Genomic DNA, 21,387 nt, shown 5'->3' on the forward strand with positions numbered 1-21,387 from the left:
GAAAGTGAGTCCCCCGCCGGGACCACACAGACGATCATGGGTGTTGCGGCTACCTACCCCAGACTCCGGCCGCCCGCCGGTCGGCGTTTTCCACCTCTTCCGCGCCGTCGCGCACGGCGTTTCCGAGATCGACGAGGATCTCGTTGAGGGCGGTCGCCGACTGGTGCCATTTCTGCTGCTCGACCTGGTAGGCGGCCGCCGCCTCACGGGTCCAGAACTGCTGCAGCGGCGCGATCTGCGACCGCAGTTCCTCCAGCGCCGCATTCAGCCGGGCCGACGTGGTGTGGATTTCCTGGCGCACCGAATATTCGATCTCGCCGAAGTCATAGGACAGCGCCGATTCCATGGATGACTCCTGTCGACTAGAGGTTTCCGCCGGCGGCGGCGATGTGGGTCGCGTGGTTGTGGCCGGCGTCCTGCAGGGTGGCCGCGTTGTGCCGGATGGTCTCGCCGATCGCGTGCAGGACGTGGTAGAGGTGCAACGACTCGGCGTTCCAGCGGTCCACCACGTCTTTGAACCGCCCCGCGGCGACCCCGCCCCATACCGAAGGCGGCACTTGGCTCATCCGGCCGATGAACGCCTGCAGCATGGCCCGGATCTCCTCGTTGCGGGCGTCCGTGGTTCCCGCGACCGACCGCATCAGGTCGAAGTCGGTGGTCAGTGTGTTCGGTGTAGCCATATTGGATTCGACCGCGACGACGTTCATTTGGTTCCATCCGATCCGGAGCTCATCCGATCGCGTGCGCCGACCGCACCGCCTGCTCACAGACAGCGCGGACGGCCTCTTCGTTGCCGGGCCGGCTCTGGCATCCGAGGCTGATCCGCACCGGCCCGTCCACCAGCACCGTCCACCGCACGTCGTGGCCGGCGCGGGCTTCCCGGTATGTCACCGCCGGCCTGCCGGCGCTGGTTGCGGTGGGATTGAAGTCCACGAACGTTCCCGCGGGCTCGGCGTCGATGGCCCGTTTCAACCGCTCGGCGGCGCCACTCAACGTCTCGCCGGCCACCGGCGACTGTGTGACATGCAAGGCCACTTCGGGATCCGACGGCGAGGTGACCTGCACGCGCGCCGATCCCGGCCCACCGGTCACCCGCTGCGTTGACCAGTCCGCGGGCACCGTCACCGCCACCCGGCCTTCCACGAGGAATGTGGTGGGCGGGGCTTTTACCGGCCGTGGGGCCGGCGGGCCGTGCCGGCCCACCGTGATCACGGCCGGGGCCGCCGCGGCGAGCACAATGGCGGCCGCACCGACGCCGCCCAGGGTCCGGGCGCGGCACGGGAGACGGTCACGGCGATCGCGCCGCCCGGTCGGCTCATCGAGCTCGGACGCCGCCGATCGGGCCAGCCGGGTCAGTCGGGCCCCGCCGATGCGCACCGCCGTCCGCCCGATGCCGCCCGCGCCGTCAGCGATCGCCGCGGCCAGAGCCGACGCCCCGGGGACCGCGCTCGGCGTGTCGATGAGCACGACGGTCGCGGGCATGCCCGCGATGGTGGCCAGCACCTCGTCGGCTACCGGACGCCGCGGGGGCCGTCGCGGTACCGCGACGGCGTGGTCACCGTCGATCACCACCATTCCCCCGGTGATCTCCACGAGCGTCGACCCGGCACGGGCATGGGCGGCCCGCCGGAGCAACCACGACCGGGGCCGCACGAGCACGTCGTCGGACACGGTGGCCGCGGCCGAGCTCAAGACCCGGATGCGCGACGACGACCACCAGGATGGGTGCAGCACGACGATGCCGTTGCCGTCGGCGCAGATCGCCGACCGCAGGACAGCGCTCCACAGCGAGGCCACGGCAACCGGGTGCTCGGCCACCAGCGCCACGCGGTCGTCTATCGCGCCGAGCGCGGCCCTGACAACCTCGGACGGCGGGCTATCGTCGTCGACCTCGCTTGTGCCGCAACATAATCGGCGGATCGTGCCGGGGCCCACCTCGATGACGCCGCGATGCGCTTTCACGGTGCGCTCCAGGCCACCTGGACGAGCCGTTCGTCGCCGTCGCGGGAAAGCAGGACACCTCGCCCGGGCGGCAACCGCGCGGGGCGACGGCGCCCGAACGGCACGTCGTCGCCGGCGGATCCGCTCATCGCCAGGGTCATGCAGCCCAGGTCATGCAGCCCGGCGAGCATGGGCTCGAACAGCGCGCGCTCCGCTCCGCCGCTGCGCCGGGCCAGCACCAGGTGCAGGCCCAGATCCGCGGCGTAGGGCAGGTATTCGGTGAGCGGCGACAACGGGTTGCCGGCCGGGGCGGTGACCAGTTCGTAATCGTCGACGACGACGTAGATGTCGGGCCCCGACCACCAGGACCCCGTCCGCAGTTGCGCCTGGGTGGCGTCGGGCGCAGGCATGCGGCTCCGCAACAGATCGAGCAGATCGGGCAGCAATGCGCGCAGGGCGCCCGGTGACACCGCATAGCCGCCGAGATGCTCCGACTCGACGACACCGAGCAGCGAGCGCCGGAAATCGATGATCACCACGCGGGCTTGCGCCGCGGTCTTCGTCCGGACGATCTCGCGGCACAGCGTCCGCAGCGTCGCGGTCTTCCCGCACCCGTTGTCGCCGAGCACCAACAGGTGCCCCTGCCGGTCGAAGTCGCACGTCACCGGCTGCAGTCGACGCTCGTCGATGCCCAGCAGGATGCGGTCGCCCGCCCGGTCCACGACGGTGTCGCGCTCCACCCGCTCCGGAAGCAGCGGGATCGGCGGCGCAACAGCGTCACCCCCGTCAATGTGGGTGAGCGGCAACGCGATCATCATGTGCGCCCCGTCCCCGCACAGACCGCGACCCGGTTTGCCCTGGGGCACATGTTGGGCCGCTTTGCGGTCCAACTCGGAATCGGCGGGATCACCCAACCGCAGCTCGATGCGGGTCCCGATCTGGTCGCGCAGGGCGGGCCTGATCTCGGCCCACCGCGACGCCGCCAGCACCACATGCACACCGAACGAAAGTCCTTGACTCGCAATGGCGGTGATCGATGCCTCCAGCGCACCGAATTCGTCGCGTACGGTCGCCCAGCCGTCGACGACGAGGAAAACCTCCCCGAACGGATCGTCGTCGAACGGCTGGTGCTGCGCCCGGAGCCGACGGTATTCGGCGATCGAGCCGATTCCACGGTCGCTGAAAATGGCCTCCCGCGAGCGGATGACCGACTCGCACTCGGCGACGATCCGCGTGACGAGCCCCGGTTGAGCCCTGCCGGCAACCGCACCGACATGCGGGATCGTCCGTGTCGATGTCAGCGTTCCGCCACCGAAGTCCAGACAGTAGAACTGCACCCGCACCGCCTCATGAGTGGCCGCCAGCGCCGTCACCAGGGTGCACAGCGCCGTTGACTTGCCCGACCGGGGCGCCCCGACCACCGCCACATTGCCCGCGGCCGCACGCAGATCGACCACCAGCGGCGTGCGGCGCTGCTCGAAGGGCCGGTCGACGATGCCCAGGGGAACCGTCAATTCACCCGGCGCGGGCACCGCGTCGCGAAGCAGCGTGTGCAGCCCGGGCGCCGCGTCCAGCGGTGGCAGCCAGACGGGGTGCGCGAGCGGTCCGTGACCGGCCAGCCGATCCAGGACGGACTGCAGGACCGTCCGTTCCGACGGCGCAGGGTCCTCGACGGTGCGGGCGGTCTCGCCGACCCTACGAGTGCCGAACCGCTGCACGGAAGCCGTCACCACGGGCCCTCCGGCCGGCGCGCGGGCCGCAGTCGGTCCCGAAACATACGCCGAGGAGAACCGAATCAGCTCTCCCACGCTCGTGCGCAGGTAGCCCGCCCCCGGTTCGTTCGGCAATTCGTACGCGTCGAGTGTTCCCAGCACCCCGCGTGACTCGTTGGCCGACAGGGTTTTCAGGCAGATCCGATACGACAGGTGGGCGTCCAGTCCCCGCAGCCTGCCCTCGTCGAGCCGCTGGCTGGCCAGCAGTAGGTGCATGCCCAGCGAACGGCCGAGCCGCCCGATCGCCACGAACATGTCGGTGAAATCCGGATGCTGGCTGAGCAATTCGGAGAACTCGTCAACGATGATGAACAAGGTGGGCAAGGGCGGTGCTGCCGCACCCGCGCGCCGCCGGGCTTCATACGCCGCGGCGCTGACGCAGCCCGACGCCCGCAGCAGCCGTTGCCGGCGATTCATCTCACCGGCCAAGGCGTCGCGCATCCGGGCCACCAGCGGTGCCTCGTCGGCGAGATTCGTGATCACCGCCGCCACGTGCGGAGCCCGCACGTAATCGAGAAAGGTTGCGCCACCTTTGAAGTCGACGAGCAGCAGATTCAACGCGGCTGGAGAGTTGCGTGCCATCATGCCCAGCGCGATCGTGCGCAACAGCTCCGACTTGCCCGACCCCGTGGCGCCGACGCAGAGCCCGTGCGGGCCCATGCCGCTTTCGGCGGCTTCCTTGATGTCCAGTTCCAGCGGCGTGCCGTCAGCGGCGGTCCCGATGGGGACCCGAAGCCGATCGCGGTGCGATTTGCTCTGCCACAACGCGATTGGATCGAATCGGTCGACGTCGTCGATTCCCAATAGCGCCGGCCAGTCCGCGCCGTCGCCGCCGAGAAGGGACGCGCCGGCCCGGTATCTCGCCAGCCGGCGGGCGCAGGCCAGCGCGTCCACGGGCTCCATCCGGTCCGGCCGGGAAAGCCGATGAGTCTCGTCCCCCCGGCTGATGGCGACCGGTGCGCCCGCAGGACCGCCGACGACTTCGACAACGGTCGCGCCCGCGCACCCGGCAACGGATTCGTCCAGGTCGGCGACCAGCACCGCGTGTGCCGGCCGCCCACGGGCGAGCGCGTCTTGCGCCTCGCCGATGCTGCGGTACACCATCCGGACCGCGCCCACCCCGTCGGCCGCGGCCGGGTGCTGGTTGTGCGGCAACCATTTCAGCCACTCCCACTGCCGGCGGTTCCGCTCGCTGATCGCCGCGACGATCAGCAGCTGATCGGGGGGATGGCAGACGGCGAGTTGGCAGATCATCGCGCGGAGCAGCCCGCGCGCCGCGGGCGCGTCGCCGTCGATCCTGACGCACGGGATTCCGCGCAGGCCGACGGCGATCGGCGCGTCGATCGTCGAATACGTTCGCAGGAAGCGATGCAACGCGGCCGCGGTGACCGGATCACCGGACTCGCGCACCAGCGGGGCTACCAATGGGGTGGCGAGCGGCCGGGCTCCGATGCCCACTCGGACGAGGCAGAAATCGGGGTCGGCCGCTCGTCGCTCCCACATCCGGGGGCCACCGATCAATGTCCACAGGGTGTCCGGGTCGGGGTGGCTCCACTGCAGTGAGAGCCGCTGCGCGGCAGCCGTTTCCACCACCGTGGTGCGCAGCCTACTGAGGTATCCGAGGTAGTCGAGGCGATCGGCTTGGATGCCGGCGCCCCGGCGGCGAACGCGCCCGGACAGCATTGTCACGAGCGATGACGCCAGCATCATGATGGGGACGGCCCACACGGCGGGGGTGCGGCCGCCACCCGGCCCCGACCTCCATGCCGCGGCCATGACGCCCGCACCGGCCAGCGCCAGCACGGCCGGCAACAGCAGTGGCAGGAGGCCCGCCCCGGCCAGAGCCGGTGGTTCGGGCGGCGCGTCGACGACGAGGTCCGCGGTGGCCACCGCGGGCGGCGGCTGCCGCGCCACCGGCACGAAACGCTGGGTCATCTCGGTCCTCCCCGTGGGACGAACGGTAGGCAGCACGCGGAACGGGGACAACTCACCTGTGGACAGCGGCAGACCCGATGCCCGAAACCCGGCTAGATTCGCGGCATTCCGATCAAAAGGGGTCACCGTTGCCTGCAACCGATCCGGGGCTGCGCCGGGTGTCGGTCCACTCCGGCACCACCGCCGCCGACGTGGCGCTGCCGGCCGGGATCCCCGTCGCCCTGCTGACCCCGTCGATCGTGGATCTGCTGGACGCCGGCGACGCCCGCATTGCCGGGCGCTACCACCTGTCGCTTCCCGGGTCCGCGGCCCTGGACCCGTCGAAGACACTGGCCCAGAGCGGAATCGCGGACGGTGACATCCTGCTGCTGAGCCGGCCGTCGGCCCCGCCCCCCGCCGCTCGCCACCACGACGTCGCGGAGGCCGTGTCGGGGGCGCTGATCGTGGATTCCGGGGCCGGCGTGCGGCGCCGGACGGCGGCCCGGCTCGCCGGTGCGATCGCCGGGAACTGTCTGACCGCCGTCGGCGTACTGGCGTTGGCCCACAACGCTGTCGGCGCCCGCGACGCCCCGGCCACGGTGGGGGTGGCGACGGGCGCGGCCCTGGTCGCCCTGCTCTGCGCCGCCGTCGCCCAGCGCGTCTACCGGGACGCGGGTGCCGGGCTGGCGCTCAGCGCGATCGCCGCCGCGTTCGCCGCGGTTGCCGGGTTTCTGGCCGTGCCCGGCCGCCCGGGCGTCAGCCACCTGCTGCTGGCCGCGACCGCCGCGGCGGCCACCTGCGTATTGGCGGCGCGATCCGCGGGCCGCTTCGTGGTCGCCTTGACCGCGGCGTCATGCGTCGCGACGGTCGTCGCAGTGGCGGCGTTGGCGGGTGTCCTCACCGCAGCCCCGCCGCACGCCATCGGCGCGGTATCGGCGCTGGTGTCGCTCGGCGCGCTCGGGGGCGCGGCACGGATATCGGTCGTCTTGGCGGGCTTGTCGCCCCGGCTGCCGCCGACCCCGGACACCGACGAGACGGAAGCGGATGAGGCCCGCGTCGCGGGCCAAACGCTTCGCGCCGACGCCTGGTTGTCGAGTCTGCTCGCGGGGTTTTCGTCGTCAGCGGCCGTCGGTGCCGCCGTCACCGTCGTGGCCGGAGCGCCGCGCCTGTCGTGCATGGCGTTCGGCGGCATCACCGGCGCCGTATTGCTGCTGCGGGCGCGCTGCGCCGACAGCAGGCGGATAACGGCGTTCGTCGTCACCGGGATGGCCGTCATCGGAACGACTTTCGGGGTCGCCGCCTTCGGCAGCCCCGGGCGCGGGCCATGGGTAGCCGTGGCGACGGCAACGCTGGCGGCCGCGGCGATGTACCTCGGCATCGCCGCCCCCGCGATATCGCTTCCGCCGCTTGCCCGCCGAACGGCCGAGGCGCTGGAGTGGCTGGCGCTGGCCGCGCTGGTCCCGCTGACCTTTTGGATCTGTGGCCTGTATGGCACCGTCCGGGGATTGAGTGTCCCGTGAGGGCGCCACGCCGCGGCGCGTGCATCCTGTCGGTGTCGGCGTTGGTCGCGGTGTCGGTCACCGGAACGCCACCGGCGCATGCGGTTTCGCCGCCGCGGGTTGACGACCGGTGGTTACCGAAGCCCGCGCGCCCCGCCCCGCCGTGGCCCACGGTGCAACGCGAGACGTGCGCCACGATGACGACGGAATCGGCGCCCAACCGGCCGGCGGAACCCCGTGACCTGGCGCCGGTCTGGCGGCTCACCCGCGGCGCCGGACAACGCGTCGCGGTCATCGACACCGGTGTCTCGCGGCACCCCCTGCTACCCGAAGTGGTCCCCGGCGGCGACTACGTGTCCGGCGGTGACGGCACCCAGGACTGCGACGCGCACGGCACCCTGGTGGCCGGGATCATCGCCGCGACAGCCGATTCGCCGACGGCCGGCTTGAGCGGGATGGCGCCCGAAGCCACCCTGATCGGCATTCGCCAGTCCAGCGGGAAGTTCTCCCCCGCCGCCGATCGGTCCCGCGCCGGCGTCGGCGACGTCGACACCATGGCGAAAGCCGTCCGCACCGCCGCCGATCTCGGCGCTTCGGTGATCAACATCTCCTCGGTCGCCTGCGTTCCGGTCGCGGCGGCGCTCGATGACCGCGCGCTGGGCGCCGCGCTGGCCTACGCCGTGGACGTCAAGAACGCCGTCGTCGTGGCCGCGGCCGGCAACACCGGCGGAGCCGGGCAGTGCCCACCCCAGCGGCCGGATGCCGGCTGGGAGAACGTCACGGTCGCGGTCAGCCCGGCATGGTACGACGACTATGTGCTGACGGTCGGTTCGGTGAATGCCGAAGGCGCGCCGTCGGCATTCACCCTTGCCGGCCCCTGGGTGGACGTCGCCGCCCCCGGCGAGGCGGTGACGCCGCTCGGCTCGCAACCGGTGTCGGGCACCAGTTATGCCACACCGGTGGTCAGCGGGCTGGCCGCACTGATCCGGTCGCGGTTCCCGGCGTTGACCGCACGCCAGGTGATGCGGCGCATCGAGTCGACGGCGCATCACCCGCCCGCCGGCTGGGATCCGCTGGTCGGCAGCGGCACCGTCGACGCGCTGGCGGCCGTCAGCACCGATGTCGGCTCCCCCGCGACCACGCCGCCCGCGGCGCCCGCGCCCATCACCCCGCCGGCGGCGGTTACGCCGCCGGATGCCCATGCGCGCAACACCGCGTTCCGCGGCGCCGCCGTCTGCCTCGCGGTACTGGGCATGGCGCTGGCCGCCGGGCTGGCCGGGAGCCGGCTACGGGGCCGCCGAGTCACGGGCGATTGACGCCTTCTCCCGGCTCAGCTCCGGTCCCGTCGGCAGCGCTCCGAGGACCGACCAGGGCGCAGGGTTGGGCTCGGGCAGGCCGAGGGCATGCGCGGCGTCGTCGTCGTGGATAGCGAACCGCACCCCGCTGTCGGTGATCAGGTAGCGCGTGCCGGCGCGCACGTAGGCGCTCCGGCCGGGCGGCATATACACCGCGTCCAGTGCGGGGCCGTCGCCGTCGGCCTGTGACAACGTCAGCGGCGCCCGACCGGCCGGCAGCGGGAGCCCGGCGCCCCCGAGGAACGTGACGCCGGATTGGCCCGACGGCGCTGCCTGCCAGGAGACGCACAACACGGCCCCGGCATCCGACAGCGTCGGCGCCCGGTCGGGAAAACCGGCCACCGGCAGCGAGTCGGCGATCGGAGCCGCGCGGATGGCGTCGGGCGCCACGGTCACGACATCGGCGGCGCCCCGGGAGTCGGCGAAGCGCAACAGGTCGGCCGCCACCGCACCGATGCGCTGGACCCCGGCCGCCAGCACCGCGTAATACTCGTCACCCCCGGCCCGCATGACGCGCAGCACACTGCCCACCGCAAATCCGGGCATCGCGGCCGCCTTGTCGCCGGCGCCGCGAATCCGCGGCGGCCTGATCGGAGGCATCTCGGGAATCGCGTTCAGCAACGACGGCGAGACCGTCCGCGGCGCGCGCCCCTCCAACCTGAGCGCGCGCACCACCGCGGCGTCGCTGACATCCACCACGGCACGCTGACCGTCGTAGAGCAGGTAGGCCGGCGAGCCCCCGGCGGGCGCGACCAGAAGGGCCTGCCCGGGACTCGGGCGACGAACCGTCGCCTCGTCGGGCCGGCCGACGATCACGGTGGTCGCGCCGGCACCGTCCGAGTCGCAGATCGTCCACGCCGATTCGTCCGCCGCCAACGGCCGGCCGACGAGCTCCGGTGCGCCGGGGATGCCCAGCAGCGGCCCGCGTTTGGCCCGCGCCAGATCCGCTTCGGGCACCCGCAGGGGGTTGGCCGCCGTCGCCGCGACCAGCCGCGCCGACGCCAGGTTCAGCACCGGGTGCCAGGTATCGCCGACGCGCACGTACAGCGCCCCGGAGTCCCGGCCCATCACCAGTTCGGCGCCGTCCAGCGTCACCCGTGGCCGCAGCATCGCGAGGAGCGCGGCTGCCGCCACGGCGATCACCGCCAGCACGCACCCGACCGTCAGCGCCGCGGCCGGTGCGCGCGAACCGGCGCCGAGGGTGTGGATGTTTCCGCCCAGCAACGCACATTCGACACGACGCAGCAGGAATCGGTAGCCGCTGACGTGCAGCCACATGGTCGGCCGACCCGGCACCGATCCCCTCCCTGCGCAGTCGTTGCGCACACGTTAAGGCGGCCGGCCGCGGGAGCGCTTAACTGATCCACAGGTCAGCGAAGTTTCAAACCCTGCCCAGGGTGGGTACAGTAGCGCCGTGTTTTCTCACCGCATGGGTCGCGGCATCGGGCTCGGGGCCTCTGCACTGGTCACTGCGTCTGGCCTGCTGTTATCCCCCGCGGCGGCGCCGATCGCGCATGCCTTCGACTGCCCGGACGTCGAGGTCATCTTCGCCCGCGGCACCAACGAGCCGCCCGGCCTGGGCCGGGTCGGCGATGCCTTCGTGGACTCGCTGCGCCAGCAGACCGGCCTGAACATCCTGCCCTACGGCGTCAACTACGCCGCCAGCAAACTGCAGCTGCACGGCGGCGACGGCGCCAACGACACCATCGACCGCGTCAAGAAGAGCGTGGAAACCTGCCCGAACACCAAGATCGTGCTGGGCGGCTACTCGCAGGGCGCGTCGGTGATGGACATCGTGGCCGGCGTCCCGATCGGCGGCATCAGCTGGGGCAACAAGCTGCCCGAGCAGTACGCCAACAACATCGCGGCCGTCGTCACGTTCGGTGACGTGGCCGACCGCGCCGGCGGCACGCTGCCCACCCAGAGCGCGCTGCTGGGCTCGAAGGCCGCCGACTACTGCAACCCCAACGACCCGATCTGCCACGCCGGCCCCGGTAACGAGTGGAGCGGGCACACCGAGGGCTACGTCCCCGTCTACACCACCCAGGCCGCGGCGTTCGTCGCTCAGAAGCTGGCCGGCTCGAGCCCGTCCAGCCCCGCGTTCGGGCCGCCGCTGGGCCCCGTTCCGAACCAGCCCGGCTCCACGCCGTCACCGGTGTACGGGCAGCAGACCCCGCCCGGGTCGCCGCCCTCGATCCACGGCGGAACGGCCCCCGGGCCCGCGGCACCCGCCGCACCCACCACGGTGACTCCGCAAGCACCTCTCGTCTGAATCGTTACCGGCGCGAGACCAACGCGCCCCTAACATCGTGGGGTGCGGCTGATTCCATTGACGCTGGGCGCCGGGCTGCTCGCCGGCGCCGCGATAGTGGTTGCTCCGCAACTGCTTCCGCAGGCCTTCGCCTCCTGCCCCGGCGTTGAGGTGGTGTTCGCCCGCGGAACCGACGAACCGCCCGGTGTCGGCAAGGTCGGCGGCGCCTTCGTCAACTCGCTGCGTCAGCAGACTTCCAAAAGCGTTGGGGCGTATGGGGTGAACTACCCGGCGAACAAGGACTTCCTGGCCGCGGCCGACGGCGCCAACGACGCCAGCAACCACATCCAGCAGATGGCCGGCAACTGCCCCAACACCAAGCTCGTGCTCGGCGGATACTCGCAGGGTGCGGCCGTCGTCGACATTGTCACGGCAGCGCCGTTGCCCGGGCTGGGCTTTCGCCAGCCGCTGCCGCCCGCGGCCGCCGATCACGTCGCGGCCGTCGCGCTGTTCGGGAATCCGTCGAGCCGGGCGGGCGGGCTGATGAGCGCCCTGACCCCGGAGTTCGCCGGCAAGACCATCGACCTGTGCAATCCCGGGGATCCGATCTGCTCGGGCGGCACGCGGTGGGCGTCGCACCTGAGCTATGTGCCCGGATTGACCAATCAGGCCGCCAGGTTCGTCGCGAGCAAGGTCTAGCGGGTGCGCAGGTCCCGGGTGATCAGGTTGCGCGCCTCCAGCTGGTCGTCGGGCGGATAGTCCACGCTCTGTAGCGTCAGCCCGTGCGCGGGCGCGGCCGCAAAATCGCTGGAACGGCTTGTGGCGGTGAGCAATTCGCGACACCACGACACCGGGCGGCGGTGCTCGCCCACGGCCAGCAGCGCCCCCACCAGCGAGCGCACCATCGACCAGCAGAACGCGTCGGCGGTGACATGCGCGGTGATCAGGTCACCGTCGCGCGACCAGTCCAGGCGCTGCAGGTCGCGGATGGTGGTGGCGTTCTCCCGGTGCCGGCAGAACCCGGCGAAGTCGTGCAGGCCCAGCAGTTCTCGCGACGCGGCGGCCATCGCGTCCACGTCCAGGGGCCGCGGCCAGGCGGTGACGTAGCGGGCCTGCTGCGGCTGCACACCGTAGGGCGCCGTCGACAGCCGGTAGACGTAGTGGCGCCGCAGCGCCGAGAACCGCGCGTCGAAACCCGCTGGGGCGCGCGCGATGTCGAGCACCCGGACGTCGTTGGGCAAGAACCGGCCGAGCCGGCGCACCAGCGGCTCGAATTCCGACGCGCCCGCGCGCGACGAGCGCGGGTAGGCGTTCGGCAGCGCGTCCGGGGGCACGTCGACGTGGGCCACCTGACCGGTGGCGTGCACGCCGGTGTCGGTGCGCCCGGCCGCCCGCAGCCGCATCGGCGTGCGGAAGACGGTGGTCAGCGCCTCGTCGAGTACACCGGCGACGGTGCGCTGATCGGACTGGGGCGCCCAGCCCGCGAACTCCGTTCCGTCGTAGGCGATGTCGAGCCGCAGACGGACGGCCTCGCTAACTCTCGTCAGCCTCGTCAGCCTCGGCGGCCTTTTCGGCTTCGGCCCGCGCGGCGACGGCCTTGTCGGCCTTCTCCTCGGCCTTGGCCTGGGCTTCGGTGGCCTCGCCGGCCTCGGTCTCGGCCGGCTCGGTCACCTCGTCGGCCGTCGGGCCGACGGCTTCCTCGGGCTCGACCGCCGCCTGGGGGGCGGCAGCCGCGGCGACGGGCGCGTCTTTGGTTTCGTCAGACTTCTTGGAAGCCTTGACGCGACGCGCCCGGTCGGCCTCGGAGGTCACCGTCTTCTCCCGCACCAGCTCGATGACCGCCATCGGGGCGTTGTCGCCCTTGCGCGGCTCGACCTTGATGATGCGGGTGTAGCCGCCGTTGCGGTCGGCGAAGAACGGCCCGATCTCCGCGAACAGGGCGTGCACCACGTCCTTGTCGCGAATCTTCTTGAGCACCTCTCGACGGTTGTGCAGCGTCCCCTTTTTCGCATGCGTGATCAGCTTTTCCGCATACGGCCGCAGGGCGCGCGCCTTGGGCTCGGTCGTCTTGATCCGGCCGTGCTCGAACAGCGACGTGGCCAGGTTGGCCAGCAGGGCCTTCTGGTGCGAAGACGACCCGCCGAGGCGGGGGCCCTTGGTGGGCTTGGGCATTGCACTATCTCCTCATCGGGGCCGGCCCCCGTATCAGGTAGGGCCGGGACGGACTTTCGTCAGTTGTGTCCGGTTCCTCAGCGGCCGCTGCACGGCCGCATCGTCACCGGACGGCCTTTTTACAGCTGTTCGGTTTCCGCGTAGTCCTGGTCGTCGTAGGCTCCCTCGGTGGACCACGTGCCGGTGGCCACGTCGTAGCCCGCGACCTGCGACGGGTCGAAGCTCGCCGGGCTGTCCTTGAGCGACAGGCCCAGCTGGTGCAGCTTGACCTTCACCTCGTCGATCGACTTCTGCCCGAAGTTGCGGATGTCGAGCAGGTCGGACTCGGTGCGGCTCACCAGCTCGCCGACGGTGTGCACGCCCTCGCGCTTGAGGCAGTTGTACGACCGCACCGTCAGGTCCAGGTCGTCGATCGGCAGCGCGAACGATGCGATGTGGTCGGCCTCGGCCGGCGACGGCCCGATCTCGATGCCCTCGGCCTCGACGTTGAGTTCCCGTGCCAGGCCGAACAATTCGACCAGGGTCTTGCCGGCCGACGCCAGCGCGTCACGCGGGGTGATCGAGCTCTTGGTCTCGACGTCCAGGATCAGCTTGTCGAAGTCGGTGCGCTGCTCGACACGGGTCGCGTCGACCTTGTAGGTCACCTTGAGCACCGGCGAGTAGATGGAATCGACCGGGATGCGGCCGATTTCGGCGCCCGAGGCCCGGTTCTGCACCGCCGGCACGTAGCCGCGGCCACGCTCGACGACGAGCTCGACCTCGAGCTTGCCCTTGTCGTTCAGCGTCGCGATGTGCATGTCGGGGTTGTGCACGGTGACACCGGCGGGCGGCACGATGTCACCCGCGGTGACCGCGCCCGGGCCCTGCTTGCGCAGGTACATGGTGACCGGCTCGTCCTCCTCCGAGGACACCACCAGGCTCTTGAGGTTCAGGATGATCGCGGTGACGTCTTCCTTCACCCCGGCGACGGTGGTGAACTCGTGCAGCACGCCGTCGATGCGGATGCTGGTGACGGCCGCGCCGGGAATCGACGACAGCAGCGTCCGGCGCAGCGAATTGCCCAGGGTGTAGCCGAATCCGGGTTCCAGGGGCTCGATGACGAACTGCGAGCGGTTGTCGGAGAGGACTTCTTCCGACAGTGTGGGTCGCTGAGAGATCAGCATGGTGTTTCTTCTTCTCCTTCTCGGCACCCGCTATTTGATGCCGGTAAGACCTACGCCGGGTTCAGCGCAGGGGGTCTTTACTTCGAGTAGAACTCGACGATCAGCTGCTCGGCGAGGGGCACGTCGATCTGCGCCCGCTCGGGCAGCTGGTGGACGAGGATGCGCTGACGCTCCCCCACCACCTGCAGCCAGCTCGGGATCGGGCGGTCGCCCGCCGTCTCCCGGGCGATCTGGAACGGCACCGTGTTCAGTGAGCCCTCCCGCACGTCGATGATGTCGTACTGCGACACCCGGTAGCTGGGCACGTTGACGTGCACGCCGTTGACGCTGAAGTGGCCGTGGCTGACCAGCTGGCGGGCCATCCGGCGCGTGCGGGCGAGCCCGGCGCGGTAGACGACGTTGTCCAGCCGGCTCTCCAGGATGCGCAGCAGTTCCTCACCGGTCTTGCCGGGCTGGCGGGTTGCCTCTTCGTAGTAGCGGCGGAACTGCTTCTCCATGACGCCGTAGGTGAAGCGGGCCTTCTGCTTCTCCTGCAGCTGCTGCAGGTATTCGCTTTCCTTGATCCGCGCGCGGCCGTGCTGGCCGGGCGGGTAGGGACGCTTCTCGAAGGCCTGGTCGCCACCGATCAGGTCGGTGCGCAGCCGCCGCGACTTGCGGGTGATGGGTCCGGTGTAACGAGCCATGATTTCTTCCCTAGACCCTTCTGCGCTTGGGCGGACGGCAGCCGTTGTGCGGCTGGGGGGTGACGTCGGAGATCGCGCCGACCTCCAGGCCCGCGGCCTGCAGCGAGCGGATCGCCGTCTCCCGGCCCGAGCCCGGGCCCTTGACGAACACGTCGACCTTCTTCACGCCGTGCTCCTGCGCCTTGCGCGCGGCGTTCTCGGCGGCGAGCTGCGCGGCGAACGGGGTCGACTTGCGCGAGCCCTTGAAGCCGACGTGGCCCGACGACGCCCAGGCGATGACGTTGCCCTGCGGGTCGGTGATGCTCACGATCGTGTTGTTGAACGTGCTCTTGATGTGCGCGGCGCCGTGCGGGATGTTCTTCTTTTCCCGCTTGCGGGTCTTCTGCCCCTTCTTGGGCGCAGAGGCTGCCTTCTTGGCTGGTGGCATGGGCGGTTACCTGGCCTTCTTCTTGCCTGCGATGGTGCGCTTGGGGCCCTTGCGGGTGCGCGCATTGGTCTTGGTCCGCTGGCCGCGCACCGGCAGGCCGCGGCGGTGCCGCAGGCCCTGGTAGCAGCCGATCTCGATCTTGCGGCGAATGTCGGCCTGCACCTCGCGGCGCAGGTCACCCTCAACCTTCAGATTCGCTTCGATGTAGTCACGCAAGTGGGTCAGCTGGTCGTCGGTCAGGTCCCTGGTGCGCAGGTCCTTGTCGATCCCCGTCGCTGCCAGGATCTCGTTCGACCGGGTGCGGCCGACGCCGAAGATGTAGGTCAGCGCGATCTCCATCCGCTTGTCGCGCGGAAGATCGACGCCTACTAATCGAGCCATAGGTGGCGTTTCCTCTTTTTTCTAGGCGGAGGTCTGTTCCCAGCCCGTTCCCGCTCCCAGTTGGGGGCGGGGCCCGGCCTCCGTCCGGGCGTGGATGAACTGGCCTATCTCTAAAGATGCGAGCCGTTCAGTGGTGCTGGGAGGTCTGCATTCAGTTGTGCGGCAAACGCTGGGGTTGGGTTGTCCGGCTCCTCCTCAGGCCGTTTCACGGCCTGCATCGTCACCGGACAAGGTCTAGCCCTGGCGCTGCTTGTGGCGCGGATCGGAGCAGATCACCATGACCCGCCCATGCCGACGGATCACCCTGCACTTGTCACAGATTGGCTTGACGCTCGGGTTCACCTTCACGGCTGTTCGATCCTGTTCTTCTCGTGATCCAAATTCGGGCTGTTACTTGTACCGGTACACGATGCGGCCCCGGGACAGGTCGTAGGGAGACAGCTCCACCACCACCCGGTCCTCGGGCAGGATGCGGATGTAGTGCTGCCGCATCTTGCCGCTGATGTGGGCGAGCACCTTGTGACCGTTCTCCAGCTCAATGCGGAACATCGCATTGGGCAGAGGCTCGACCACGCGGCCCTCAACCTCTATGGCACCGTCCTTCTTGGCCATAACTGTTCAGCAATCCTCGTCTTTGGTTTCGTATCCTTGATGTGCGCCCATTCCGGCGCAGCATTCGCCCGACTAGAAACGTGAGCCAAGGGCAGGAAATTCCAGGGAATTCCTAAGACAGGGCACGCAAAAAGTCGGCGCGGATGACGCACCGTTGTCCCACGATACCTGGTCCGGGGCCCTGACCCAAAATCGCCGACGGCGAAATCGGGCCGGCCATCCAGCCGCCGCCTCGACCTGCCGCGAGGGCCCTGACGAGGGCATACTTGAACCCGATGACGAGCCCCGCGAGCCCCGCAGCCCCCTCCCCCCAGCCTCGCAAGCCGGTCCTGCTGACTGTCGACGACGATCCCTCGGTCTCGCGTGCGGTCGCCCGCGATCTGCGCCGTCAATACGGTGACCGGCACCGCATCGTGCGGGCCGACTCCGGACCCGACGCCCTGGAGACGCTCAAGGAGCTCAAGTTGCGGGGCGAGACCGTCGCGGTGCTGATCGCCGACTACCGGATGCCGCAGATGAGCGGCATCGAATTCCTCGAGCAGGCGATGGACCTGTACCCGGCGGCGCGCCGCGTGCTGCTCACCGCCTACGCCGACACGCACGCCGCAATCGACGCGATCAACGTCGTCGACCTGGACCACTACCTGCTCAAGCCGTGGGACCCGCCGCAGGAGAAGTTCTATCCCGTCATCGACGGACTGCTGGAGGCCTGGCGGGCGGCGCCGGAACACCCGGTCCCACACACCAAGGTGATCGGGCACCGCTGGTCGGAGCGGTCCTGGCAGGTGCGCGACTTCCTGGCCCGCAACGGCCTGCACTACTCGTGGTTCATGGCCGACGACCCCGACGGCCAGCGGTTGCTCAAGGCCGCGGGTGAAGACGGCCTGCGGCTGCCCGTCATCGTCACCGAACGCGGCGACACCCTGGTCGAACCCACCGACGCGCAGCTGGCGGACACCCTGGGCCTGAGCACCACGCCGTCACAGGAGTTCTACGACCTCGTCGTCGTCGGCGGCGGGCCGGCGGGCCTGGCCGCCGCCGTGTACGGCGCGTCGGAGGGGCTGCGCACGGTGCTCATCGAACGCACGGCGACGGGCGGTCAGGCGGGCCAGAGCTCGCGGATCGAGAACTACCTGGGCTTCCCCGACGGGGTGTCGGGCGGCCAGCTGGCCGACCGGGCGCGGCGGCAGGCCGAGAAGTTCGGGGCCGAGTTGATCACCGCCCGCACCGCGACGGCGCTGGAGGTCAACGGCCCCAAGCGCACCGTGCGGTTTGCCGACGGCGGCTCGATCGACGCGCACGCGGTCATCCTGGCCACCGGCGTCGCCTACCGCCAGCTGCCGGCGGAGGGCTGCAGCGACCTGACCGGGCGCGGCGTCTACTACGGGGCGGCCGTCTCGATCGCGTCGGACTGCGCGGGCGAAGAGGTCTACGTCGTCGGCGGGGCCAATTCCGCCGGCCAGGCCGCGATGTACCTGTCCCGTGCGGCCAAGTCGGTGACGATCGTGGTGCGTGCCCCCTCGCTGGACGCCTCGATGTCCTACTACCTCATCCAGCAGATCAAGCAGCGGCCCAACATCACCGTGCGCACCTGCACCGAGGTGCATCGCGCCGTCGGCGACGACCACCTGGAGCGGCTCACCCTGGTCGACAACCGGACCGGGGACACCGAGGAGGTCACCTGCGCGCGGATGTTCATCTTCATCGGCGCCGCCCCGCGCACCGAATGGCTGGACGGGGTGCTCGCCCGCGACAGCCACGGCTTCGTCCTGACCGGACCGGACCTGCGCAACGTGTGCGGGTGGACGCTGGACCGGCCGCCCCACCACCTCGAGACCAGCGTGCCGGGGGTGTTCGCCACCGGCGACGTGCGGGCCGAGTCCGCCAAGCGCGTCGCGGCCGCGGTCGGCGAGGGGTCGATGGCCGTGATGCTGGTGCACCGCTACCTGGCCGAGTCGTGACGGCATGACGACCCGAGTGCCGTGCGAGCCCGACGAGCTGCGCACCCTCTTCCTGTTCGAGGCGCTCACCGACGAGCAGCTGGCCGTGTTGTGCGCCAACGGGCACGTCGAGGACTATCCACCGGGCCCGATCTGTGTCGAGGGCGAGCCGGCGACCTGCCTGTACGTCCTCCTCGACGGCGAGCTGTCGATGGCCAAGTTGTCGGGCGGCCAGGAGATCGAGACCAACCGGACGTCCCAGCGCGGGGTGTACTGCGGCGCGTGGCGGGCGTTCACCGGCCAGCTGCAGCAGCAGAGCTACGACGCGTCGGTGTACGTCACCAAGCCGTCGCGCTTCTTCGTGCTCGACGCGCCGGCGTTCGCCCGATTCATGAAGGACCAGTTCCCGATGGCGGTCCACCTGCTCGACGGGATGGCGGTCGGACAGGAGCGCACCCGCCGGATCATCGACAACCGCGAGAAGCTGCTGGCGCTGGGCCAGCTGTCCGCCGGGCTGACCCACCAGCTGAACAACCCCGCCGCGGCCACCGTCCGAGCGGCTTCGGAGCTGCGGCAGCGAGTCGCCGGCATGCGCCAGAAACTCGCGATGCTCGCCGACGGGACCGTCAGCCCGGAGGCCCTGCGGGCACTGGTGCGCCTGCAAGAGGAGGTTGCGGCCCAGGTCGCCAAGGCGGCCTCGGCGAACATGAGCGCGATCGAGACCGCCGACGCCGAAGACGCCGTCGGCGAATGGCTCGACGGCCACGGCATCGAGGGTGGTTGGGACATCGCGCCCACCTTCGTCGAGGGCGGCATCGACACCGATTGGCTGGAGCGCATCGCCGCGGCCACCGAGGAGCTCGGTGCGTCGGCGTCGCTGCAGAAAGCCATCGGCTGGTTGACGTACACCGTCGAGAGCGAGCTGCTGCTGAACCAGATCCTGGAGGCGAGCAAGCGGATTTCGGCGCTGGTCGCCGACGCCAAGCAGTATTCGCAGATGGACCGGGCCCCCTTCCAGGTGGCCGACGTCCACGAACTGCTGCGCAGCACGCTGGTGATGTTCGCCGACCGGCTGGGCAAAGACACCGGCGTCCAGGTGGTCAAGGAATTGGACCGCTCGCTTCCCGAAATCCCTTGCTATCCAGGCGATCTCAACCAGGTTTGGACCAACATCATCGACAACGCCATCGCCGCGATGGGCGAAGCGGGCGGCACGCTGACCATCCGCACCGCCCGGGAAGGCGAGAACATGGTCCGCGTCGAGATCTGCGACACCGGCCCGGGGGTGCCCGACGAGGTGCGCGAGCGCATCTTCGAGCCGTTCTTCACCACCAAGCCGTTCGGGGAGGGCACCGGCCTGGGGCTGGACCTGGCGTTCAACATCGTCGTCAAGAAGCACCGCGGGGATCTGCGGGTGGAGTCCAAGCCCGGTGACACCCGATTCGTCGTGCTGCTGCCGCTGGAGGCCCCGCCGATCGTGGACATGGAGCCTGCGGAATAGGGCACCCGCTGTGCCGGTTGGGAACAACCATGACCGATGCAGCGAGCAAGCCCGATCTCGGCCGGTTCGGAGTTTTCGGACGCGGCGTCACACCTGCGCAAGCCAAAGACATCGAAGCCCTGGGCTACGGGGCCGTCTGGGTGGGCGGTTCACCGCCGGCCGAGCTGGCCTGGGTCGAGCCCCTGCTCGAAGCGACGACCACCCTGCAGGTGGCCACCGGAATCGTCAACATCTGGACCGCGGCCGCCGAACCCGTGGCGCAATCGTTTCGCCGCATCGACAAGGCCTACCCCGGGCGCTTCCTGCTCGGCATCGGCGTCGGCCATCCCGAGGCGCACACCGAATACCGCAAGCCGTACGACGCGCTGGCCGAGTACCTCCAGCAGCTCGACGAGTACGGGGTGCCCGCGAACCGCCGGGTGGTGGCCGCGCTCGGTCCCCGCGTGCTCAAGCTGTCGGCCGAGCGCGCCGCCGGGGCGCACCCGTACCTCACCACCCCCGAGCACACCGCGGGGGCCCGCGAGCTGATCGGCCCGTCGGCCTTCCTGGCGCCCGAACACAAGGCGGTGCTGACCACCTCGGACCAAGAAGGGGCCGCGAAGGCCCGTACGGTGGGCCGCAGGGCGCTCGACATCTATTTCCAGCTCGCCAACTACCGCAACAACTGGAAGCGGCTCGGCTTCACCGACGAGGAGGTGACGAAGCCGGGCAGCGACCGTCTGGTCGATGCGGTGGTCGCCTACGGCACGCCGGAAGCGATCGCGGCCCGGCTGAAGGAGCACCTCGACGCGGGCGCCGACCACGTGCCCGTGCAGGTCCTGACGCGGGATGACAACCTGGTGCCGGCGCTGGCCCAATTGGCGGGGCCGCTCGGACTGGGCTAACAGACGCAGAGGGGGACTTTCGATGACCGAGTCAGTAGCACTCAAACCCGACCTGGGCCGATTCGGCGTATGGCTGCCGACCCGCTCCATCACCCCCGAGCTGGCGGCACGCATCGAGTCGCTGGGCTACGGCGCCGCCTGGATCGGCGGTTCACCGGATGCCGAGCTGTCCTGGGTGGAACCGGCCCTGGCGCAGACGGCGTCGTTGCAGCTGGCCACCGGGATCGTCAACATCTGGACCGCGCCCGCCAAGCCGGTGGCCGAATCCTTCCAGCGCATCGAAAGCGCTTATCCGGGAAGGTTTTTGCTGGGCGTCGGCGTCGGGCATCCCGAGCACACCCAGGAATACGTCAAGCCGTACGACGCGCTGGTCGCCTATCTCGACGAGCTCGACGCGGCGGTGGTGCCGACCAGCCGCCGGGTGCTCGCGGCGCTCGGGCCGCGCGTGTTGCGGCTGGCGGCGCAGCGCAGCGCCGGCGCACACCCGTACCTGACCACCCCGCAGCACACGGCCAAGGCGCGCGAGCTGCTGGGCGGGTCGGTGTTCCTGGCGCCGGAACACAAGGTGGTACTGACTACCGACGCCGAGGAAGCCCGGGCGGTCGGCCGGCGGACGGTCGAGTTCTACCTGGGCCTGAGCAACTACGTGAACAACTGGCTGCGGCTCGGGTTCAGCGAAGCCGACGTCCGCAAGCCGGGCAGCGACAGGCTGATCGACGCGGTGGTCGCGTACGGCACCCCCGAGGCGATCGCGCAGCGACTCCGCGAACACCTCGACGCCGGGGCCGATCACGTGGCCGTCCAGGTGCTGGGCAGCCAGGACGAGGACGCGCTGGTCTCGGCGTTGGCCGGATTGGCCGGGCCGCTGGGGCTGACTCCCGCAAGCTGACCA

At 70.4% G+C, this 21,387-nt stretch carries 21 protein-coding genes; 8 read left to right on the forward strand and 13 right to left on the reverse strand.

Annotated elements, in window-relative coordinates; genetic code table 11:
* Window positions 1-49: 49 nt before the first annotated feature.
* The 4 genes from U8D42_RS17300 to eccCa are packed head-to-tail and all read right to left on the reverse strand — an operon-like array spanning window position 50 to window position 5,648.
* Window positions 50-346, reverse strand: a complete 297-nt coding sequence (locus tag U8D42_RS17300) for a WXG100 family type VII secretion target (protein WP_322859540.1) — start codon at window positions 344-346, stop codon at window positions 50-52.
* 16 nt (window positions 347-362) lie between these two features.
* Complete coding sequence (locus U8D42_RS17305) at window positions 363-680, reverse strand: WXG100 family type VII secretion target (protein WP_322860124.1); 318 nt, start codon at window positions 678-680, stop codon at window positions 363-365.
* Window positions 681-729: 49 nt separating this feature from the next.
* Entirely contained in the window at window positions 730-1,962 is a 1,233-nt protein-coding gene (locus tag U8D42_RS17310) for a type VII secretion-associated protein (RefSeq protein WP_322859539.1), read from the reverse strand.
* Window positions 1,959-5,648, reverse strand: a complete 3,690-nt coding sequence (gene eccCa / locus U8D42_RS17315; protein WP_322859538.1) for a type VII secretion protein EccCa — start codon at window positions 5,646-5,648, stop codon at window positions 1,959-1,961. Before eccCa ends, U8D42_RS17310 begins: the two co-directional genes overlap by 4 nt.
* Window positions 5,649-5,725: 77 nt before the next feature.
* Between eccCa and eccD the strand changes: the two genes are divergently transcribed.
* Together eccD and mycP are read left to right on the forward strand one after the other, a co-directional pair.
* Entirely contained in the window at window positions 5,726-7,147 is a 1,422-nt protein-coding gene (eccD, locus tag U8D42_RS17320; RefSeq protein ID WP_322859537.1) for a type VII secretion integral membrane protein EccD, read from the forward strand.
* Between the two features lie 23 nt (window positions 7,148-7,170).
* On the forward strand, window positions 7,171-8,442 hold the full coding sequence (gene mycP, locus U8D42_RS17325; RefSeq protein ID WP_322860123.1) for a type VII secretion-associated serine protease mycosin: 1,272 nt from the start codon (window positions 7,171-7,173) through the stop codon (window positions 8,440-8,442).
* Here mycP and eccB read toward each other — a convergent pair.
* Window positions 8,413-9,777, reverse strand: a complete 1,365-nt coding sequence (gene eccB, locus U8D42_RS17330) for a type VII secretion protein EccB (protein WP_322859536.1) — start codon at window positions 9,775-9,777, stop codon at window positions 8,413-8,415. The two genes, mycP and eccB, sit on opposite strands and share 30 nt — an antisense overlap.
* A gap of 118 nt (window positions 9,778-9,895) precedes the next feature.
* Here eccB and U8D42_RS17335 point away from each other — a divergent pair, with 118 nt between their 5' ends.
* Both U8D42_RS17335 and U8D42_RS17340 read left to right on the forward strand, forming a co-directional pair.
* Window positions 9,896-10,753: a cutinase family protein gene (locus U8D42_RS17335; RefSeq protein WP_322859535.1), complete on the forward strand. Its 858-nt coding sequence runs from the start codon at window positions 9,896-9,898 to the stop codon at window positions 10,751-10,753.
* Window positions 10,754-10,810: 57 nt separating this feature from the next.
* On the forward strand, window positions 10,811-11,431 hold the full coding sequence (locus U8D42_RS17340) for a cutinase family protein (protein WP_322860122.1): 621 nt from the start codon (window positions 10,811-10,813) through the stop codon (window positions 11,429-11,431).
* Here the strand turns inward: U8D42_RS17340 and truA are convergent.
* From truA to infA, 8 genes are all read right to left on the reverse strand, one after another.
* Window positions 11,428-12,288 (reverse strand): tRNA pseudouridine(38-40) synthase TruA, encoded by an 861-nt coding sequence (gene truA, locus U8D42_RS17345; protein WP_322860121.1) that lies wholly within the window; start codon window positions 12,286-12,288, stop codon window positions 11,428-11,430. The two genes, U8D42_RS17340 and truA, sit on opposite strands and share 4 nt — an antisense overlap.
* Entirely contained in the window at window positions 12,266-12,904 is a 639-nt protein-coding gene (gene rplQ, locus U8D42_RS17350; protein ID WP_322859534.1) for a 50S ribosomal protein L17, read from the reverse strand. The genes truA and rplQ overlap by 23 nt, the downstream gene beginning before the upstream one ends.
* A 119-nt stretch (window positions 12,905-13,023) precedes the next feature.
* Window positions 13,024-14,067, reverse strand: coding sequence for a DNA-directed RNA polymerase subunit alpha (locus U8D42_RS17355; protein WP_068059401.1), 1,044 nt, complete (start codon window positions 14,065-14,067; stop codon window positions 13,024-13,026).
* A 77-nt stretch (window positions 14,068-14,144) separates the two neighbouring features.
* Complete coding sequence (gene rpsD / locus U8D42_RS17360; protein ID WP_085242151.1) at window positions 14,145-14,750, reverse strand: 30S ribosomal protein S4; 606 nt, start codon at window positions 14,748-14,750, stop codon at window positions 14,145-14,147.
* A gap of 10 nt (window positions 14,751-14,760) precedes the next feature.
* The gene (gene rpsK, locus U8D42_RS17365) at window positions 14,761-15,177 is read right to left on the reverse strand and encodes a 30S ribosomal protein S11 (RefSeq protein WP_007167901.1); all 417 of its coding nucleotides are present in this window, start codon (window positions 15,175-15,177) and stop codon (window positions 14,761-14,763) included.
* Window positions 15,178-15,183: 6 nt separating this feature from the next.
* Window positions 15,184-15,558, reverse strand: a complete 375-nt coding sequence (rpsM, locus tag U8D42_RS17370; protein ID WP_007167900.1) for a 30S ribosomal protein S13 — start codon at window positions 15,556-15,558, stop codon at window positions 15,184-15,186.
* Window positions 15,559-15,792: 234 nt separating this feature from the next.
* A complete protein-coding gene (rpmJ, locus tag U8D42_RS17375) occupies window positions 15,793-15,906 on the reverse strand; it encodes a 50S ribosomal protein L36 (protein WP_003879483.1) in 114 nt (37 codons plus the stop codon).
* A gap of 42 nt (window positions 15,907-15,948) precedes the next feature.
* Window positions 15,949-16,170, reverse strand: a complete 222-nt coding sequence (gene infA, locus U8D42_RS17380) for a translation initiation factor IF-1 (protein ID WP_003418601.1) — start codon at window positions 16,168-16,170, stop codon at window positions 15,949-15,951.
* 275 nt (window positions 16,171-16,445) lie between these two features.
* Between infA and U8D42_RS17385 the strand changes: the two genes are divergently transcribed.
* The 4 genes from U8D42_RS17385 to U8D42_RS17400 are packed head-to-tail and all read left to right on the forward strand — an operon-like array spanning window position 16,446 to window position 21,384.
* Window positions 16,446-18,131, forward strand: a complete 1,686-nt coding sequence (locus tag U8D42_RS17385; RefSeq protein WP_085242150.1) for an FAD-dependent oxidoreductase — start codon at window positions 16,446-16,448, stop codon at window positions 18,129-18,131.
* A gap of 4 nt (window positions 18,132-18,135) precedes the next feature.
* Window positions 18,136-19,611 carry an ATP-binding protein gene (locus tag U8D42_RS17390; RefSeq protein WP_085242149.1) on the forward strand — a complete coding sequence of 492 codons (1,476 nt, stop codon included), beginning with the start codon at window positions 18,136-18,138 and terminating at the stop codon, window positions 19,609-19,611.
* Between the two features lie 29 nt (window positions 19,612-19,640).
* The gene (locus U8D42_RS17395; RefSeq protein ID WP_322859533.1) at window positions 19,641-20,495 is read left to right on the forward strand and encodes an LLM class F420-dependent oxidoreductase; all 855 of its coding nucleotides are present in this window, start codon (window positions 19,641-19,643) and stop codon (window positions 20,493-20,495) included.
* Window positions 20,496-20,517: 22 nt separating this feature from the next.
* Window positions 20,518-21,384, forward strand: a complete 867-nt coding sequence (locus U8D42_RS17400) for an LLM class F420-dependent oxidoreductase (RefSeq protein ID WP_322859532.1) — start codon at window positions 20,518-20,520, stop codon at window positions 21,382-21,384.
* Window positions 21,385-21,387 lie beyond the last annotated feature (3 nt).

The organism is Mycobacterium europaeum, assembly GCF_034555895.2.
GTDB lineage: Bacteria > Actinomycetota > Actinomycetes > Mycobacteriales > Mycobacteriaceae > Mycobacterium > Mycobacterium europaeum.

Coding starts and splice junctions, on each gene's coding strand:
- U8D42_RS17395 (WP_322859533.1), top strand. CDS start 19,641: ATGACCGATGCAGCGAGCAAGCCCGATCTCGGCCGGTTCGGAGTTTTC.
- eccD (WP_322859537.1), top strand. CDS start 5,726: ATGCCCGAAACCCGGCTAGATTCGCGGCATTCCGATCAAAAGGGGTCA.
- U8D42_RS17385 (WP_085242150.1), top strand. CDS start 16,446: ATGACGAGCCCCGCGAGCCCCGCAGCCCCCTCCCCCCAGCCTCGCAAG.
- infA (WP_003418601.1), bottom strand. CDS start 16,170: ATGGCCAAGAAGGACGGTGCCATAGAGGTTGAGGGCCGCGTGGTCGAG.
- rpsD (WP_085242151.1), bottom strand. CDS start 14,750: ATGGCTCGTTACACCGGACCCATCACCCGCAAGTCGCGGCGGCTGCGC.
- U8D42_RS17355 (WP_068059401.1), bottom strand. CDS start 14,067: ATGCTGATCTCTCAGCGACCCACACTGTCGGAAGAAGTCCTCTCCGAC.
- rpsM (WP_007167900.1), bottom strand. CDS start 15,558: ATGGCTCGATTAGTAGGCGTCGATCTTCCGCGCGACAAGCGGATGGAG.
- U8D42_RS17300 (WP_322859540.1), bottom strand. CDS start 346: ATGGAATCGGCGCTGTCCTATGACTTCGGCGAGATCGAATATTCGGTG.
- rplQ (WP_322859534.1), bottom strand. CDS start 12,904: ATGCCCAAGCCCACCAAGGGCCCCCGCCTCGGCGGGTCGTCTTCGCAC.
- eccCa (WP_322859538.1), bottom strand. CDS start 5,648: ATGACCCAGCGTTTCGTGCCGGTGGCGCGGCAGCCGCCGCCCGCGGTG.
- U8D42_RS17390 (WP_085242149.1), top strand. CDS start 18,136: ATGACGACCCGAGTGCCGTGCGAGCCCGACGAGCTGCGCACCCTCTTC.
- U8D42_RS17400 (WP_322859532.1), top strand. CDS start 20,518: ATGACCGAGTCAGTAGCACTCAAACCCGACCTGGGCCGATTCGGCGTA.
- rpsK (WP_007167901.1), bottom strand. CDS start 15,177: ATGCCACCAGCCAAGAAGGCAGCCTCTGCGCCCAAGAAGGGGCAGAAG.
- U8D42_RS17305 (WP_322860124.1), bottom strand. CDS start 680: ATGGCTACACCGAACACACTGACCACCGACTTCGACCTGATGCGGTCG.